This is a genomic window from Erwinia sorbitola (genome assembly GCF_009738185.1).
GTDB lineage: Bacteria > Pseudomonadota > Gammaproteobacteria > Enterobacterales > Enterobacteriaceae > Erwinia > Erwinia sorbitola.
In genome coordinates, this window is record NZ_CP046509.1 from 3,136,549 (window position 1) to 3,153,947 (window position 17,399).

Consider the following 17,399-nt stretch of genomic DNA (forward strand, 5'->3'; position numbering starts at 1 on the left):
GTCAGTAAGAGGTAATTCATGGCACTGTACAGCATCGGCGACGTCGCAGAACGCTGCGGCATCAACCCGGTCACGCTGCGCGCCTGGCAGCGTCGTTATGGTCTGCTTAAGCCACAGCGCACTGAAGGTGGCCATCGTCTGTTTGACGAAGACGATATTGAGCGCATCGAAGAGATTAAACGCTGGATTGAGAGCGGCGTGCCGGTTGGTAAGGTCAAGGCCCTGATCGAAGGCGAAAACGTTAATATTGATGATGGATGGTTTGCACTCCAGGAAGAGATGCTGGCGGTGCTTCGCCTGGTACGCCCGTCAAAATTGCGCACAAAAATCGCCACTATCGGCAAGGAAAACCCGGCAGAGATGCTGATAGACCATGTTTTCGTTCCTATTCGCCAGCGGCTGGGTCTGGATCAAAATACTGCCCGGGCTATGTGTAGTTTATTAGATGGTGCTTTAATTGATTACATCGCCTTCTGTTTAACCGGTTCACGCAAGAAGGCCGGAAAAGATGCATTGCTGATCGGCTGGGGCCTGACTGACCGCACGCGGTTATGGCTGGAAGCCTGGCGGCTTTCCCAGCAGGGGTGGCGTATTGATGTGCTTGCTGAACCGCTGGATTCTCCGCGACCGGAGCTGTTCCCCGGCCAGCATATTTTCGTTTATACCGGCAAAGCGTTCACCAAACGCCAGCAGGAACAGATAAGCCACTGGCAGGCGCAGGGATTCTCTATTACCGCACACGGCCATTAAGGAATCGGGTATGACGCAGCAGGTCGCATTACAGCAGTTAGTTACTTTTTATCAAACGCTGAACAGCGACAGGCTAAGTATGCTTGCGCAGATTTACCATACAGATATCTGTCTTAGCGATCCGGTGGGAGAGCATCGCGGGCTGGCGGTGGTGGAGAACTACTTTGCCAGCCTGTTGAAAAATATGCGCTATTGCCGTTTTGTGGTCACGCTCACCCGTGAGTTTGAAACCGATGCACTTTTACTGTGGCGGATGGAGTATGCCCACCCGTCCTTACAGCGCGGTGCCGATCAGACGCTGGAAGGCAGCAGTTACCTGCAATTTCGAGACAATAAAGTCGCGTTTCAGCGCGATTATTACGATATGGGCGCGATGCTTTACGAAAAGCTACCGCTGCTGGGCAGTGCCATCAATCTGATCAAAAAGAGGCTGCAACCATGAAACGCGTTTTGATCACCGGAGCCAGCTCCGGCATTGGCCTGCAGCTGGCCAGGGATTATGCCGCTGACGGCTGGCACGTCACCGCCTGTGGACGCAACCCTGAGCGACTGGACGAACTGCGCCAGCACTATCCGCAGATTGAGATCTGCCTGTTCGACATCACCGACCTCGCCGAAACGCGCGCCGCACTCAGCGGCAAGCTGGCCGATCTGGCAATCCTCTGTGCAGGCACCTGCGAATATCTCGATCATGGCATTGTCGAAGCCGAAAAAGTACACCGCGTGATGCTGACCAATTTCAGCGGCCCGGTGAACTGCCTCGACAGCCTGCTGCCACAGATGCAGCCCGGCAGTCGCGTGGCGCTGGTGGGTTCCACCGCCAGCATGGTTCCTCTGCCCCGTGCGGAAGCCTACGGAGCATCAAAAGCGGCGCTGGCCTATTTCGCACGCAGCCTGGCGCAGGATGTCAAACGCCAGCAGATCGGTATCACTCTTGTGCTGCCTGGTTTTGTCGACACTCCGCTGACACAGCGCAACGATTTTGCCATGCCGATGATAGTCGATGTGGTTCAGGCCTCGCGCTATATCCGGCACGGGCTGGCAAAAGGCAAGGCTGAGATCGCTTTCCCGCCGTTATTTGCTTTTATCCTGCGGGTAACATCCAGACTCCCCCTGGTTCTTCAGCGTCTGTTAACGCAAAAAATAGCGAGGTAATTCGTGCGCGTTGCGATTATTGGCAGTGGCATTGCTGGCCTCAGCTGTGCGTGGAAATTAGCCTCCCGTGCCGAGGTACATCTTTATGAAGCAGGCAGCACACTCGGTGGTCATACCGCCACGGTGGATGTTGAACTGGACGGTAAAAGCTGGGCTATCGATACCGGATTTATTGTCTTCAACGATCGCACTTATCCGCGTTTTCAGGCGCTGCTGGCCGAGCTGGGGCTGGAAGGTCAGCCGACGGAGATGAGTTTCTCAGTGCGTAATAACCGCACCGGGCTGGAGTATAACGGCCACACGTTAAGCAGCCTGTTCGCCCAGCGCAGCAACCTGCTGAAACCCTCCTTCTATCGTTTTCTGTTGGAAATTGTGCGTTTCAACCGCCTTGGCAAACAGTGGCTGGAACAGCAGCAGGAGCAAGGCACTCTCAACGATTTTCTCAGCGCGAACGGCTTTAGCGAATTTTTTGCCCGCCACTATATTCTGCCAATGGGGGCCGCCATCTGGTCTGTCTCACTGAGTGAGATGCGACGTATGTCGCTGACGCAGTTCCTGAATTTCTTTAACCATCACGGCCTGCTGGATTTAACCCACCGCCCGCAGTGGTACGTGGTGCCCGGCGGATCCCGTGAGTATATTCGCCGTATGATGCAGCTGGCGGGCGGGCGGATGCAGGTGTACCTCGACACTCCGGTAACGCATGTCACCCGTGATATGGATGGTGTCACGCTGGAAAGTTTGCGCGGCGCTGAACGCTATGACCAGGTGATTTTTGCCTGCCACAGCGACCAGGCGTTACAGCTGCTGGGCGATGCCTCTGCCAGTGAGAGCGAAATGCTGGCCGGAGTACCCTATCGCGCCAATGAGGTGGTATTGCACACCGACACCCGCCTGCTGCCGCAGAGCCGCGCCGCCTGGGCCAGCTGGAACTATCACCTTGAAGATGGAGCCAACGACAGCGAAAGCCAGGGTGCCAGCGTTACCTACAATATGAATATCCTGCAAGGTATTCAGTCACCTCATACTTTTTGCGTCAGTCTCAACCCGACACAGCCTGTCGATCCCGCTAAAGTACTCCGCCGCTTTGAGTACCACCACCCGCAGTTTGGTACCCGCAGCATGATCACGCAGGAGCAACGGGTGATGCTGAACGGACTTAATCGCACCTGGTTCTGTGGTGCCTGGAGCTATAACGGCTTTCATGAGGATGGCATTCGCAGCGCCCTCGATGTGGTGGTGGCGATGGAACAGGCGGGTCTGCTATGAACAGCGTGCTGTACAGCGGCCACGTACGCCACCGCCGTTTCACTCCGGTAGAGCATCAGTTCAGCTACCGCATCTTTATGCCGCTGATTGATCTGGATGAGCTGCCGCTGCTGAAAAGCGTCGGTATTGGTAACCGTCGTCTGTGCGCCGCCAGCTTCAGTGAGGACGACTTCCTCGGCGGTGGCGGCAATATCAAGCAGCGTGCACAGGCGCGCATTGCCGCACTGACCGGTGAACAACTCTCCGGCCGGGTGATGCTGCTGACGCAGCTGCGCTACTTTGGCTGCTCGTTTAATCCGGTCAATCTTTACTATCTCTACGATGCGGCTGACACCCTGCGCTGGATGCTGGCCGAGGTCCGTAATACGCCGTGGAATGAGCGCCATACCTATGCGGTCAAACCCGACGGTAGCGAAACGACGAACAAAGCATTTCACGTCTCGCCTTTTAACCCCATGGAGATGGTTTATCACTGGCGGCTGTCCCCGCCAGCTAAATCTTTGATGGTGCATATTGAGAACCACCGTGAAGGGCGTGAGTTTGACGCCACGCTTCATTTACGTCGTCAGCCACTGACCCGGCAAACGCTGCGCTATTTTCTCTGGCGCTTTCCGCTGATGACAGTTCGTACCGCGCTGGCAATTTACTGGCAGGCGTGGAAACTTTGGCGCAAAGGTGCGCCGGTATATGACCACCGTAAGCCGGAGAAATAATCCATGACTGGCACTGAATTCAGCCTGACACGCCGTGAAAAAACGGGTAAACGTTTCTCCGCATCACGCCGGGTGATCTTTTCCCTGCTGAGTGCGCTCGAAGGGGCCGGATTAACGCTGCATGACCCGCATCTTGGCACCCAGTTTTTCGGCGATGCCCAGGCGGCGCTCCAGGCGGAAGTGATGGTGCATCATTCACGCACCTATCGCCGCATGCTGCTGGGCGGCAGTATTGCTGCGGCAGAAGCCTATATGGATGGCGAGTGGGAAACCCCGGATCTCACTGCCGTGATTCTGACGCTGGCACAAAACAGCCGTGTCGCCGATAAACTGGAAGCACGCCTTAGCTGGCTGACCGCACCGTTTAATCAGCTGTTACATGCGCTGCGTCGTAATAATGTGCGCCAGGCGAAACGTAATATTGCGGCTCATTACGATCTCGGCAACGACTTCTATACAACATTCCTTGATGAGGCGATGCTCTATTCCAGCGCCTGGTTTTCGCAGCCGGAGATGACGCTGGAGCAGGCTCAACAGGCCAAGATGAAGCGACTGTGTGTCAAACTGGCGTTAAGCCCCCATGACCATCTGCTGGAGATCGGCAGCGGATGGGGTGCCATGGCTGAGTTTGCCGCGCGGGAATATGGCTGTCGGGTCACCACCACCACAATCTCCCGCGAGCAGTATGTTTACTGCTGTCAGCGAATCGCTGCGGCCGGTCTCAGCGACCGCGTAACGGTACTGTGCGAGGACTACCGTAATCTTAGCGGCCAGTATGACAAAATCGTCTCAATCGAGATGATCGAAGCGGTAGGCAAAACTTATATTCCACTGTTTATTCAGCGCTGCCAGCAGTTGTTGAAACCGGGGGGCCGCCTGGCACTTCAGGCGATCACTATCAGTGAAGAGCGCTTTGACAGCTATTCTCGCGGCGTGGACTTTATTCAACGCTATATTTTTCCCGGCGGTTTTTTGCCGTCGGTCAGCCTGCTGCAAAACACGCTGCGCGAGGTTAGCGATTTCAGCGAAATTGACCAGCTTGAAATCGGCATGGACTACGCGCAAACCCTGCAACTGTGGCGGCGGCGCTTTGATAATGCCTGGCCGCAGCTGGCGAAGGGACGCTTTGACGAACGATTCCGCCGGATGTGGCTTTTCTATCTGTGCTACTGCGAGGCAGGATTCCGCGCTCAGACCATCGGCACCATACAGCTGACGTTACAGCGCGCATGAGCCGCTTGCGCTTCTGGCTGCTGACCTTCTCCTTCGATATCTACTGGGGGCTGGCCGTGGGGCTGCGGGAGCGTATCTGGCTGCTGCTGGGCGGTAGCGCGCTGTTCGCCTGGCTGCTGTGCCCGCGTGATATTAAGCTGCGGGTGCTGCTGGCTGCGCTGGGCGGTATCGCACTGGACAGCCTGTGGCTGAAGCTGGATCTGTTCAGCTTTAGCGGCAGCGCAGGCTTTCCTGCCTGGATGCTGGCACTGTGGCTGATGTTTGCCTGCTGGTGGTGGCTGACCCTCAGCCGCTTTGCGCTTAACCGGCGCTGGCAGGTGGCCATCGGTGCTCTGGGCGGGCCATTTTCTTACCTTGTTGGAGAGCGATTGGGCGGCCTTCAATGGCATCAGCCACCGGTGGTTGTGCTGACTGCGCTGGCCGTTGGCTGGGCGCTATATCTCCCCTTCGCCAGTAGTTTGCTCAGGAGAAAAGAATGAAAAAACTACTGCTGTTACTCCTGTTTTGCTCACCGCTGCTTCAGGCCGCTGAGTGGCTGCGCTGGCAGAATGTCGGCCAGGCAACGCTGACCTGGGGGCCGTTTACCGTGTACGATTCGCAGCTGCTGACGCCAGACGGCCGCTGGCAGCCGCAGCAGTGGCCGCTGGCGCTGGTGATTACCTATCGTCGGGACATCAGCCGTCAGGAGCTGCTGGATGCCACGCTGGAGCAGTGGCAGGCGCAGAATACCGGCAGCCGCGAACAGCAGCAGCAGTGGCTGCAACAGCTGGCAAAGGTCTGGCCCAACGTCAGCGATGGCAGCCGTCTTGCGTTTCAGGCCGAGGGCAACGGCGGGCAGTTTTACTGGCAGCCAGCAGGTACACAGGCAGCCATCACCGCTATCGGGCCGCGCTTTGATGCAGCCTTTCGCGACGCGTTCCTCAATATCTGGCTGTCGCCGGATACGACTTACCCCGATATCCGTCGGGAACTTACCGGAGGTTAACCATGTGGAAATCCCTGATACTGGCTCTCAGTTTGCTGCTCGCTGGCTGCGGCACCACGCTGGATGAGTACCAGCAGGCCCAGCCCAAAATTGATATTTTTAGCTGGTTTAACGGTGAATCCCGCGCCTGGGGAATGGTGCAGGATTACAGCGGCAAGCAAATCCGTCGCTTTGAGGTGGCGATCAGGGGCCAGGTGGTAGGTGAAACGCTGACGCTGAACGAACAATTTGTTTATGACGACGGCGAGAAGCAGACGCGTGTCTGGCATATCCGCCGCCTGGCCGACGGCAGTTATGTGGGCACCGCGGGAGATATAATCGGCACGGCGCAGGGGCATGCCAGCGGTAACGCCTTCAACTGGCGTTATACCATGACGGTAAAAACCGATGACAGCAGCTACAAACTTAACTTTGACGACTGGATTTACCAGCAGGATGCTCAACATCTGATGAACGTGACATCAATGAAAAAATTCGGCATTGAAGTGGCGCGCGTCACTCTGTTTTTCTCCAAACAGCCCGTTACGCCACAATAAAACCTCGACCCCGGCTTAATTCCGCCGGGTGAAAGCGCTATACTTCGCCCTCCTTAAGAAAACAGGCGACGTTATGAACTGGCAAAAGATTGGTGTGGTGTGTATTTTTCTGCTGATGGCGCTGGGCGGAGTTGGCGGTGTGATGCTGGCCGGGTATACCTTCATCGTTCGCTCCTGATCGTTATCGCCCCCCCCCCGGCGGATACTCTGTAAGCAAATTACCCATCGCTTTCATCTGTTCCATGTATGGAAGGCGATGAAATTTTAGACACCCTGATTGATATGCTATATATTCAATATATGCAATATATACAGATCAGGGGTGCGCTATGTCAGTAAAAACTACGCCAGAAATACCGGACACGATTAACCTGTTCAACGGTCAACAGTTGCGCAATATGGCAGCTGAAGAGAGCGCTGAATATCTGGTTATTAATGTTAATCAGTTTAAAGACGCCACCCCACCCGCTGGGGGAAATGGTGACGTCTTACGTAAAAAACTGGAGAAACTGGTTAGTAACCCACTGCTCGACCCCTCCCTCGCTCTGGCTTTCTTCGAGATCGCCCAAAAACTGCTGGTGCCTGCACGTCGAAAAACACGCATCGCTCCCGCAGTCAGCAAACAAAACACAATTTTCGATGGTTATGAGCAATTCAGGGCCAATAACACCCAGCGACAGCAGGATATTCGCGCCCTTGTTCTGAGTGAAGGAGAGTGGCTCAGTTCCGGTGAGCTATCCGATCGCGCCCACTTTACGAATGCTAACCGCAGCGCCGGACCGAATGCCTGGAAACGGCGCGGTAAAACCTTTGCCATCAGTATTGAAGGGCATGATCGCTACCCTGACTACGCGTTTGATGAGGCCTGGCAACCCCTGCCAGTGGTAAAACAGGTGCTGGAAATTTTCGAGGGGACGCGTACCTCCTGGTCACTCGCCGCCTGGTTTATCAGCGAAAACAGCTGGCTGGCCGGGCGCAGGCCAAAAGATTTGCTGAACAGCGATCCTCAGGCAGTCATTAAAGCCGCCCAACAGGCAAGATCGGGGGCACAGCATGGCTAAGGAGAGCAGCACTGAAAAGGGATTTTCGACGCTATTACCGCCAGGTGCGTCAGTCGATATTAACATCCGGAGGCTGCCAGCCGGCCTTTGCCTGTATCGTATCCATCGCCAACAGTTCGCTGGCGACAGCTTTAACAATACCGTTACGGGCAACGCCCGCTTTAGTCCGATTTTCGATCGGCAAGGTAATGTTATTCCCACGCTGTATGCGGGAGACACCACCAAAGTAGCGCTGTGTGAGGTGATTTTTCACGATATGGATATCTCACAAAGCGCTATTGTCTATCCGGTCAGCGAACTGAATGCTTTTCGTCACAGCCAGCTGGTGACGGCTGCCCCACTACTGCTGGCCAGCCTTGACTTACCTTCGCTGATAAAAATGCGCGCAGGGAAAAAGCTGATTCATTCCGATGCCAGCGATTACCAGATTACGCGCCAGTGGGCCGAGGCGATTCACTATCAATATCCGCAGGTGCATGGGTTAACCTGGCCTTCACGCCAGCATGAAGGTGATGCCTGGCTGTTTTTTGGCGACCGGATTAACGGTGAGTTGCAGCTAAACGGCAGGGGAACGCAGCAACTGACCCGTTATCCGGTCGTTGGCGAACTGCTCTCTCTGGCTGACCGAATGGGGATATATCTGGAGGAGTGACCTACTGCTGCGCAATAAAACGCGCCAGCTCGGACGGAATGCGGGAAAAGGTCAGCAGAAACCACGGTGTAAACTGTGCCGGGTTGGCCTCTATTTCACACTCAATTTCGGCCAGCGAACTGTAGCGCCACTCATCCGCCTCTTCCAGGTTAATCACCGGCTGTTCATCGCTAATAGCAAAGTAGACATGACCGTATTCATGCTCGGTAAGACCATTACTGAGCGGCAGGTTATAGCTGAGTTCAAAGACGGGCTGTAATGTCAGATTCAGTCCCATCTCTTCCGATAAACGACGTTCTGCGGCATCACGTGTAGATTCCTGCGGATAAGGGTGCCCGCAGGTGGTATTACTCCACAATCCGCCACAGTGGTATTTATCACTGGCGCGACGCTGTAACAGCAGCTGATGGCGAGAGTTAAATACGTAAACGGTAATTGCACGATGCAACAGACCTTTTTCGTGAACCTTCATTTTTTCCATCTTACCAGTTGGGCGATCTTGACTATCGACCAGGATAACTTCAATTGCAGACATGCCGACTCCTCAAAAGATAGGCCGACCATTCTTGCATAAGAAGCGACTGGTGATCTGCCTATAATCGTGCTCTGAGTCACTGAGAAGAGAGAATCATGAGTATCCGGCACCGGATGGTGCCGGAAACAGGTCAGAGTTTGAAGCTGCTGACAACTTTTTCTAACTGAACGCTCTGTTCCTCCATCGCCTGAGCGGCGGCAGAAACCTGCTCGACCAGCGCGGCATTTTGCTGCGTGGTGCTGTCAAGCTGAGTGATGGCAGTATTAATCTGGTCAATACCCATACTCTGCTCACGGCTGGCAGACATAATCTCCGCCATCAGCGTATTAACACTGCTGACGCCGCTCATCAGTTCATCCATCGTACTTCCGGCCTGCTGCACCAGCAGACTGCCCTCATCAATATTCGATACCGACTCTTCAATCAGCTTTTTGATTTCCCGCGCCGAATTCGCCGAACGCTGGGCCAGATTGCGTACCTCAGAGGCCACCACGGCAAAACCGCGCCCCTGTTCACCTGCGCGCGCGGCTTCCACCGCTGCGTTTAGCGCCAGGATGTTGGTCTGGAAGGCGATACTGTCGATTACGCTGATAATATCCACCACCTTGCGCGATGAGCTGTTAATCTCGCCCATCGTCGCCACCACCCGCTGCACTACGCTGGATCCGCGTTTTGCCACCTGTGAAGCATCAGCAGCCAGCTGATTTGCATGGGTGGCATTGTCGGCATTTTGCCGCACGGTGCCGGTCAGCTCTTCCATGGATGCCGCAGTTTCAACAATGGAGCTGGATTGCTCTTCAGTGCGCGACGAAAGATCCAGGTTACCGCTGGCAATTTCCCGTGACGCGGCGGTAATCGCCAGCGCACTGTCACCCACCTGCTGCATCAGGCCCTGTAGATAACCGATGAAATTATTGAAACTCTGCGCCACCGCATTGAATTCCGGGCTGTTGCTGGCAGGCAGGCGCTGGGTTAAATCCGCTCCGCCGGTTGAGAGCGCCAGGATATTGTCATTCAATCCTTTCAGGCGATTCATCATCGCGCGGATAAAGCCGAGCAGCACAAGAAGCAGTACGATAGCCAAAGGAATTTGCACCAGACCAAGGCGTGTCAGGATAGAACTGGTCTGCTGCGCTAACAGCGCGCTGGGTACATCGCTGGCAAGGAACCACGGACTGCCGCTAATCTGCTGAATCATCAACGTATGGCTGCCATCATCACCTTCATAGCGGATCTCCTGCGGGCTGCCACCGCTGGCTTTGCTGAGGTTCTCACTCAGCGCTTTTGCCATCGGCGTATCCAGTTCTGTCAGATTGCGCAGTTTCGCTGTCCCATCCACCAGGCTGGCGTCGCCCACTACTTTACCGTCCGCTTCCACAATCAGCGCACTGCCCTGAATCGCCTCACCCATCTGCTTCGCCAGATGATTAAAGAAGCCCAGCGTGACATCAATGGTTGAGACGCCCCAGACGCTGCCGTTGCGATAAATAGCCATAGCGCAGTTGGTTCGCGGCTGCGGACTGGCAGCATCCTGATAGGCTTTCGCCCAGGCACACTGCCCTTTTGGCGCAGCCATACCGTCTTTGTACCAGGACTGCTCGTAGTAATTCGGAGCCTCGGCAGAGTTCCAGAAGGTGTTGACCTGCAAGGTGTTGCTACTGTCACGAGCGAAGAAACTGCTGAATTTATCTTTTTCCGCATCACGCAGGCGCGGTAACGGCCAGACGCCGCCGCCGAAGACATCGACATCCTGATACTGATTCACCAGCGCAGGCAGCACGTGATCTATGCTGTTGCTCTCCAGTACCGCTACCGACTCGGTGATACTGCGCTGTTGAGCCTGCACACGGTTCATCATTTCCGTAATGCTGGCACCAATAGTTTCCACTTCATAGCGCACCAGGCGGCTCTCGTTAGTCGCGAGCTGGGGGGCTACAAATAACTTAATCACCACCACGGTGATCAGCAGCAGTAGTGCAAAAAAGCTGACAATCAGCAGGGTAAATCTGGCCTGGGTTGTTTTAAACATGAGCACACCACTCAACACGAAAAAGCACAATTGCCTGTTCGTGTTAACGGCATGTTATCAAATAACTTGAGTGATCGCGGTCACGCCCCAGGATAACGGGGAGTTATTCCCCCGATTCCACTACCTGCTGACGGGCACGGAAGATATGTCCGCCGCCGTACTGCAACAGACGCGCTACCAGCTCCAGTCCGCCGTTCTCTTCAGCCTGAGCAAACTCCCGCTCAAGCTGGGTGATTGGCGCTGCCCAGAGCAGGTTAACCTTCTCGCCTTCGCGTTTTGGCAGCGGGAATTGCCCGCTTTCGCGAGCCAGTGCGGAAGAGAGAATAAAGCCTTCAAAGCCCATCGGAGCAACTGAAGATTCCAGCGTATGTCCTTCGCCCAGCCAGCTGAGACGCGCCCAGGGCATATGCGCAAATCCGGCCAGCGCACTGGCCATCTGCACCGCGTTCTCTTCTGTCATTACCTCGCCGTCGATAGCCATTGCCAGCTCGGTACGCCGGTATTCCGGGGCCAGATCCTCAAACAGAAAATCGACCCACGGCATGGGCCTGATGCTCATACCCAGCGTAAGGAAGTACCAGCTTCCCTCATGATAATGCTGTGAGATCGCCATCGGCGGCCAGTTGCCCTGATCGATAGAGTAATATTTCAGGGATTCACCGTAGTGAGCTTCATAGCATTGCAGCATCTCCTGCTGAAACGGTTCCCACAGCTGGCCGTCATGCCATTCACGCCAGAACTGGCGGTGCTGATGTGCAGCGGCATAGTTTTTATTTGTCGATGCTGAACCGAGCGGCGAGGTCAGGCGATTCGCCTTGATGCAGCCCGCAGAAAAGCTTACTTGCTGATCCTGATAGAGGCTCCAGCCCGGGATTACCGCCAGCAGCTGCCCGTGATACCACAGAGCGGCACCGTCATCGGTCGGCTCCCAGATCACCTGCAACCCGGCCGGATCCAGCATTGGCTCTGCGGCCAGGGTACGGCAATATTCAGCACTGAGTAGCGGTGGCGTCCCTTGCTGCATTGCTTCCGTATCTTCCTGCAAGGGGGCGGGCAATAGATTACGCAGCCAGCAGCCGCGAACGGCAAACTGCTGACGAAAAACGTCTGTCGGCCAGATATAAAAATAAGCGGTACGCTCATCCTGCTCGACTATTGCGATTAGCGTCTGTTGCTGATTGGTTACTTCAGCAATCTGATAGGGCTGTGTCATAACGCCTCGACGGTATGTGGCGGGATCTATTCACTTGAGAATAGGCCAGAATAGTAAGAGAGGATGGCGCGTTATGCCACGTGGGGGCAAGGGTAAAAGTCTCAAAACGCGGGTTAACGCCCAACCCTGGTCATGGCTCGCTGATATGCACCTCGTGAGATCGCCCAGCGCAGCAGTCGGGCAATAATAACGATATGCAGGCGTATAAAGCGCCGCCGTAAGGGTGAATAGCGCAGGCCAAATGCCTGCTGTGCCCAGTCCGGCAGCAGTTCAATGCCCCCCTGCAACATCGCGTTCATTGCCGGGCGGGCCTGCCAGGTTGGTGCTGGCGCATTCAGCAGCAGCGACAGCACCTCCTGCGTACGCTCATCACAGCGCAGCTGCGGACGCATCGTCTGAATATAAGCATCGACGGCCAGCACGCTGTCGGGCACATCTTTAGCCCCCAGCGCTTCAGCCACTAATGCCGCTTCTGCATAGTAACGATCCTGATCCGCCGGGCTGAGATGAGGATTTTTATAACGCAGATGGGCGGCAAGGAAACAGTAGGTTTCCGCCACATGTACCCATGTCAGCAGCTGGGGATCGCTGGCATCATAGGGCTGCCCCAGCGCATCCACGCCCTTTACACGCAGGTGGATTCGCTTAACGCGTTCAATAAGCGTTTGCGCATCGGCGGTGTTACCAAAGGTAGTGACGGCAATAAACTGGCTGGTCCGGCGCAGCCGACCCATCATATCTTCACGGAAGGAGGAGTGATCCCACACCCCGGCAAGCGCCAGCGGGTGCTGCATTTGCAGTAACAGTGCGGCAATGCCGCCACACAACATTGAGGGGAAATCACCGTGTACGCGCCATATAATGCTATCCGGCCCGTACAGACCGGGGTCACCCGGTGGTTGAGACAGATCGAACTCATTTAACGACAGGCCGTTGATACGAAACACCTGTTGTTGAATTTTATCGCGAAAATTGACCATTACGGCGTCCATTACAACAGGGCGAGGCGTACCCCGCCCCTGCGTATTACAAATATTCAAACTCCGCATCAACAGTACGTGCAGAATCCAGGCCGATCATCACACTAAATTTACCCGGCTCCGCTACCTGCTGCATTTTTGCATTCCAGAACTTCAACGCGCTGACATCAATTGGGAAGGTCACGGTTTGTGATTCACCGGCCTTCAGCATGATACGTTTGAACCCCTTCAACTCTTTTACCGGACGGCTGATACTTGCCACCTGATCGCGCAGATAGAGCTGTACCACCGTGGCACCATCGCGTTTACCGCTGTTGGTCACCGTCACGCTGGCGTTAACCGTACCGTTGCGCGGCATGGTAGCGGCAGACATCTTCACCGGCGACAGCGTAAACTGCGTATAGCTCAGGCCGTAACCAAACGGGAACAACGGACCATTAGCCTCATCGAAGTAGTGCGAAGTATACTTATTCGGATGCTCGAAATTATAAGGACGCCCGCTATTCAGATGGTTGTAATAAATCGGAATCTGCCCTACCGAACGCGGGAAGGACATAGGCAGCTTGCCTGACGGGTTATAGTCACCAAACAGCACATCCGCAATGGCATTCCCGCCCTCGGTACCGCTGTACCAGCTTTCCAGCATCGCATCCGCCTGCTGCGTGGTGTGCGTCAGCGTTAGCGCTCGCGCATTCATCAGCACCATTACCAGCGGTTTACCGGTAGCTTTGAGCGCATCGATAAGCTTCAGCTGGCTCTGCGGCAGAGTCAGGTCGCTACGGCTGGAGGCTTCATGAGCCATCCCGCGTGCTTCACCAATCGCCAGCACCACCACATCAGCTTTTTTCGCGGTAGCTACCGCTTCATCCAGCATCTGCTGCGGCGAACGCGTATCAACGGTCATCGCCTTCTCATACAGGTTGATAAAGTCCTGAATACCTTTATCGTCGGTAACGTTAGCGCCTTTTGCATACAGCAGCGTGGCTTTATCCGCAGTGGCATTTTTCATCCCCTGCAACAGCGTGACGGACTGTGCCGCTACGCCAGCAGCTGACCAGCTCCCCATAATATCGATCTGGCTGTCGGCCAGCGGGCCAATCAGTGCTACTGTGCCGGATTTTTTCAGCGGTAGCGTTTCCAGACGGTTCTTCAGCAACACCATGCTCTTACGCGCAACATCGCGCGCTTCAGCACGGTGCAGGCGGCTTTCTGCGTTGGTATCAGCCGGGTCACTGCCAACCGGGCCAAGATGGCTGTAGGGGTCATTAAACAGCCCCATATCATATTTTACGTTCAGCACGTGACGGGCGGCATCATCGATCTCTTTTTCGCTGACGGCACCTTTTTTCACCAGCCCCGGCAGGTATTTGCTGTAGTACTCGTCGCTCATACTCATATCGATGCCGGATTTCAGCGCGATGCGCACCGCATCTTCAGGATCGCTGGCTACGCCGTGCTTGAGCAGCTCTTTAATCGCACCGTGGTCGCTGATGGTGATACCTTTAAAGCCCCAGTCATCGCGCAGCACGTCCTTCAACAGCCAGCTGTCGGCACTGGCCGGTACGCCGTTGAGTGAGTTCAGGGCGACCATCACGCCGCCGCTACCCGCATCCAGCGCCGCTTTGTACGGCGGCAAATAGTCCTGGAACAGACGCTGTGAACTCATATCAACGGTGTTGTAGTCTCGCCCGCCCTCCACTGCACCGTATGCGGCGAAGTGCTTAACGCTGGTCATTACTGAATAGCGATCTGCCGGGCTTTTACCCTGCATCGCCTGCACCATAGTGCGCCCCATTACCGAGGTCAGATACGTATCTTCACCAAAGCCTTCTGAGCCTCGCCCCCAGCGCGGTTCACGGGTCACATCCACCATCGGTGCCCAGGTCATATTCAGCCCATCATCCGCGGCCTCGTAAGCGGCAATACGCCCGACAGTGGCTATGGCGTCGGTGTCCCAGCTTGATGCCAGCGCCAGCGGGATGGGGAACTGAGTGCGCTGACCGTGAATCACATCATAGGCAAAAAACAGAGGGATCTTCAGGCGGCTGAGTTGCATCACCTGATCCTGCATCTCACGAATATCATGGCGGGTGACAGTGTTAAAAATTGCCCCCACCTGCCCCTGATGGATCATATCGCGTATGGCGGACTTTGGATTTTCCGGCCCGACGCTGATCAGTCGCAGCTGCCCGATTTTCTCATCAAGGGTCATTTTTTTCAGCAGATCGGTGACAAAAGCGTCACGCGCCTGCGGAGTGAGTTGATGTGGGCCGATAAGATCGTCGGCAAAAGCTGGCTGAATCGCCAGAGTAACGGCAAGGCTGACAGAACAAATCCATTTCATCAGATGATTTTCTCTCAAGTGACTGTGGCGTATCTATTATTTTACTGCACGTAACACGTGGATGCAGTGTGTCATACCTTGAGAATAGCAGCTAGTTTTCAGGTGATGAATCACAGAGGCTTATTGCGGGACTTTATTGCCGGGCTGCGAGTGCTACAGTAGTGCGGTGATTCAGACAAGGACATGATATGCACACTTCCCAACTCGCAGGACAAAAACTGATTGCAGAACTGGGCCGCATTGTGGGCCGCAACCATCTGTTAACGGAACCGGAAAAAACAGAACGCTATCGTAAAGGCTTCCGATCGGGCGAAGGTGATGCGCTGGCGGTGGTCTTCCCCGGCAATTTACTTGAGCAGTGGCGTATTTTGCAGGCCTGTGTCGCCGCCGACGTCATTATCCTGCTGCAGGCGGCGAATACCGGGCTGACCGAAGGCTCCACGCCAAACGGAAAGGATTACCCGCGTGATATCGTGATTATCAGCACCCTGCGCATGGATAAAATCCAGCTGCTGGATAACGGCAAGCAGGTACTGGCATTTCCCGGCAGCACCCTTTACCAGCTAGAAAAAGCCCTGAAACCACTGGACCGCGAGCCGCATTCGGTGATCGGTTCTTCCTGTATCGGTGCCTCGGTATTGGGCGGCATCTGTAACAATTCCGGCGGCTCGCTGGTAAAACGCGGCCCGGCCTACACTGAGATGGCGCTGTATGCGCAGATTGATGCCAGCGGTAAATTGCAGCTGGTAAATCATCTTGGCATCAATCTGGGAACCACACCGGAGCAAATTCTTGGCCGGCTGGATGATGACAGCTGGCAGCAGAGCGATGTGCTGCACGACCAGCGCCACGCCTCCGATCCCGATTACGCAGAGCGGGTGCGCGACGTTGATGCCGACACCCCGTCACGCTTTAATGCCGATGCCCGCCGCCTGTTTGAAGCCTCCGGCTGCGCCGGGAAGCTGGCGCTGTTTGCCGTACGCCTTGATACTTTTGCCAGCGAAACTGCCCAGCAGGTGTTCTACATCGGTACTAACGATACTGCGGTGCTCGACCAGCTGCGGCGTCATATGCTGGCCAACTTTGCCAACCTGCCGGTGGCGGGCGAGTATATGCACCGGGATATTTTCGATATTGCCGAAACCTACGGCAAAGACACCTTTGTGATGATCGATAAGCTCGGCACTGACAAAATGCCGCTGTTTTTCACCCTCAAAGGACGCATGGATGCGCTGCTGGCACGGGTGAAATGGCTGAAGCCTCACTTCAGCGACCGCCTGTTGCAGAAAATTTCTGCGCTGCTGCCGTCACATCTTCCGCCGCGTATGAAGCAGTATCGTGACCGTTTCGAACACCACCTGATGCTGAAAATGTCCGGCGAAGGCGTGGCAGAAGCGCGGGCCTGGCTGCAAACCTTCTTTAAAGATGCAGAGGGTGATTTCTTTGAGTGTGAAGGTAAAGAGGGGGCGCACGCTTTTCTGCATCGCTTTGCCGCCGCAGGCGCTGCCGTACGTTACCATGCGGTGCATCACGCAGAGGTGGAAGATATTCTGGCGCTGGATATTGCACTGCGCCGCAACGACCGCGACTGGTTCGAAAAGCTGCCGCCTGAGTTTGACGATGCGCTGATCCACCGGCTCTATTACGGCCATTTCCTCTGCCACGTCTTCCATCAGGATTACATTGTGAAGAAAGGGGTTGATGCCCATGCGCTGAAAGAGAAAATGCTGGAGATCCTGCAAGCCCGCGGTGCGGAGTACCCGGCGGAGCATAACGTCGGACATCTGTATCAGGCCAAACCGCAGCTGAAAGCGTTCTATCAGCAGCTCGATCCGACCAACAGTTTTAATCCGGGAATCGGTAAAACCACCAGAGCGAAACACTGGGGCGAATGCGGTTGCAATAAACCTTAAGAGTCACCTGGATTGTGCAAGGCATGCCGCC

The 17,399-nt window shown here is 55.4% G+C and carries 18 protein-coding genes; 13 read left to right on the forward strand and 5 right to left on the reverse strand.

Going from position 1 to position 17,399, the window contains the following annotated elements:
- Window positions 1-18 precede the first annotated feature (18 nt).
- From GN242_RS14070 to GN242_RS14125, 12 genes are all read left to right on the forward strand, one after another.
- A complete protein-coding gene (locus GN242_RS14070) occupies window positions 19-750 on the forward strand; it encodes a MerR family transcriptional regulator (RefSeq protein WP_154752020.1) in 732 nt (243 codons plus the stop codon).
- A 10-nt stretch (window positions 751-760) separates the two neighbouring features.
- A complete protein-coding gene (locus GN242_RS14075) occupies window positions 761-1,192 on the forward strand; it encodes a nuclear transport factor 2 family protein (protein ID WP_154752021.1) in 432 nt (143 codons plus the stop codon).
- Window positions 1,189-1,905, forward strand: a complete 717-nt coding sequence (locus GN242_RS14080) for an SDR family NAD(P)-dependent oxidoreductase (RefSeq protein ID WP_154752022.1) — start codon at window positions 1,189-1,191, stop codon at window positions 1,903-1,905. The genes GN242_RS14075 and GN242_RS14080 overlap by 4 nt, the downstream gene beginning before the upstream one ends.
- 3 nt (window positions 1,906-1,908) lie before the next feature.
- Window positions 1,909-3,174 carry an NAD(P)/FAD-dependent oxidoreductase gene (locus tag GN242_RS14085; protein WP_156287695.1) on the forward strand — a complete coding sequence of 422 codons (1,266 nt, stop codon included), beginning with the start codon at window positions 1,909-1,911 and terminating at the stop codon, window positions 3,172-3,174.
- Window positions 3,171-3,887: a DUF1365 domain-containing protein gene (locus GN242_RS14090; protein ID WP_154752023.1), complete on the forward strand. Its 717-nt coding sequence runs from the start codon at window positions 3,171-3,173 to the stop codon at window positions 3,885-3,887. Before GN242_RS14085 ends, GN242_RS14090 begins: the two co-directional genes overlap by 4 nt.
- A gap of 3 nt (window positions 3,888-3,890) precedes the next feature.
- Window positions 3,891-5,120 carry an SAM-dependent methyltransferase gene (locus tag GN242_RS14095; protein ID WP_154752024.1) on the forward strand — a complete coding sequence of 410 codons (1,230 nt, stop codon included), beginning with the start codon at window positions 3,891-3,893 and terminating at the stop codon, window positions 5,118-5,120.
- Window positions 5,117-5,599, forward strand: coding sequence for a DUF2878 domain-containing protein (locus tag GN242_RS14100; RefSeq protein WP_154752025.1), 483 nt, complete (start codon window positions 5,117-5,119; stop codon window positions 5,597-5,599). Before GN242_RS14095 ends, GN242_RS14100 begins: the two co-directional genes overlap by 4 nt.
- Window positions 5,596-6,105 carry a hypothetical protein gene (locus GN242_RS14105; RefSeq protein WP_154752026.1) on the forward strand — a complete coding sequence of 170 codons (510 nt, stop codon included), beginning with the start codon at window positions 5,596-5,598 and terminating at the stop codon, window positions 6,103-6,105. The genes GN242_RS14100 and GN242_RS14105 overlap by 4 nt, the downstream gene beginning before the upstream one ends.
- A 2-nt stretch (window positions 6,106-6,107) precedes the next feature.
- Window positions 6,108-6,641 (forward strand): DUF3833 domain-containing protein, encoded by a 534-nt coding sequence (locus GN242_RS14110; RefSeq protein ID WP_154752027.1) that lies wholly within the window; start codon window positions 6,108-6,110, stop codon window positions 6,639-6,641.
- A gap of 73 nt (window positions 6,642-6,714) precedes the next feature.
- Window positions 6,715-6,819 carry a protein YohO gene (locus tag GN242_RS14115; RefSeq protein WP_154752028.1) on the forward strand — a complete coding sequence of 35 codons (105 nt, stop codon included), beginning with the start codon at window positions 6,715-6,717 and terminating at the stop codon, window positions 6,817-6,819.
- Window positions 6,820-6,970: 151 nt separating this feature from the next.
- The gene (locus GN242_RS14120) at window positions 6,971-7,702 is read left to right on the forward strand and encodes a DUF2384 domain-containing protein (RefSeq protein WP_154752029.1); all 732 of its coding nucleotides are present in this window, start codon (window positions 6,971-6,973) and stop codon (window positions 7,700-7,702) included.
- Window positions 7,695-8,354 carry an RES family NAD+ phosphorylase gene (locus tag GN242_RS14125; protein WP_154752030.1) on the forward strand — a complete coding sequence of 220 codons (660 nt, stop codon included), beginning with the start codon at window positions 7,695-7,697 and terminating at the stop codon, window positions 8,352-8,354. The genes GN242_RS14120 and GN242_RS14125 overlap by 8 nt, the downstream gene beginning before the upstream one ends.
- A 1-nt stretch (window position 8,355) precedes the next feature.
- On the opposite strand, the gene idi is transcribed toward GN242_RS14125, so the two are convergent.
- The 5 genes from idi to bglX form a co-directional block, all read right to left on the reverse strand.
- Window positions 8,356-8,889: an isopentenyl-diphosphate Delta-isomerase gene (idi, locus tag GN242_RS14130; protein WP_154752031.1), complete on the reverse strand. Its 534-nt coding sequence runs from the start codon at window positions 8,887-8,889 to the stop codon at window positions 8,356-8,358.
- A gap of 130 nt (window positions 8,890-9,019) precedes the next feature.
- Entirely contained in the window at window positions 9,020-10,918 is a 1,899-nt protein-coding gene (locus tag GN242_RS14135) for a methyl-accepting chemotaxis protein (protein ID WP_154752032.1), read from the reverse strand.
- A 103-nt stretch (window positions 10,919-11,021) separates the two neighbouring features.
- Window positions 11,022-12,131, reverse strand: coding sequence for a suppressor of fused domain protein (locus GN242_RS14140; protein WP_156287696.1), 1,110 nt, complete (start codon window positions 12,129-12,131; stop codon window positions 11,022-11,024).
- 113 nt (window positions 12,132-12,244) lie between these two features.
- The gene (locus GN242_RS14145; protein ID WP_156287697.1) at window positions 12,245-13,111 is read right to left on the reverse strand and encodes an oxygenase MpaB family protein; all 867 of its coding nucleotides are present in this window, start codon (window positions 13,109-13,111) and stop codon (window positions 12,245-12,247) included.
- Window positions 13,112-13,157: 46 nt separating this feature from the next.
- The gene (gene bglX / locus GN242_RS14150) at window positions 13,158-15,455 is read right to left on the reverse strand and encodes a beta-glucosidase BglX (RefSeq protein WP_154752035.1); all 2,298 of its coding nucleotides are present in this window, start codon (window positions 15,453-15,455) and stop codon (window positions 13,158-13,160) included.
- Window positions 15,456-15,643: 188 nt separating this feature from the next.
- Here bglX and dld point away from each other — a divergent pair, with 188 nt between their 5' ends.
- On the forward strand, window positions 15,644-17,368 hold the full coding sequence (gene dld, locus GN242_RS14155) for a D-lactate dehydrogenase (protein ID WP_156287698.1): 1,725 nt from the start codon (window positions 15,644-15,646) through the stop codon (window positions 17,366-17,368).
- Window positions 17,369-17,399 lie beyond the last annotated feature (31 nt).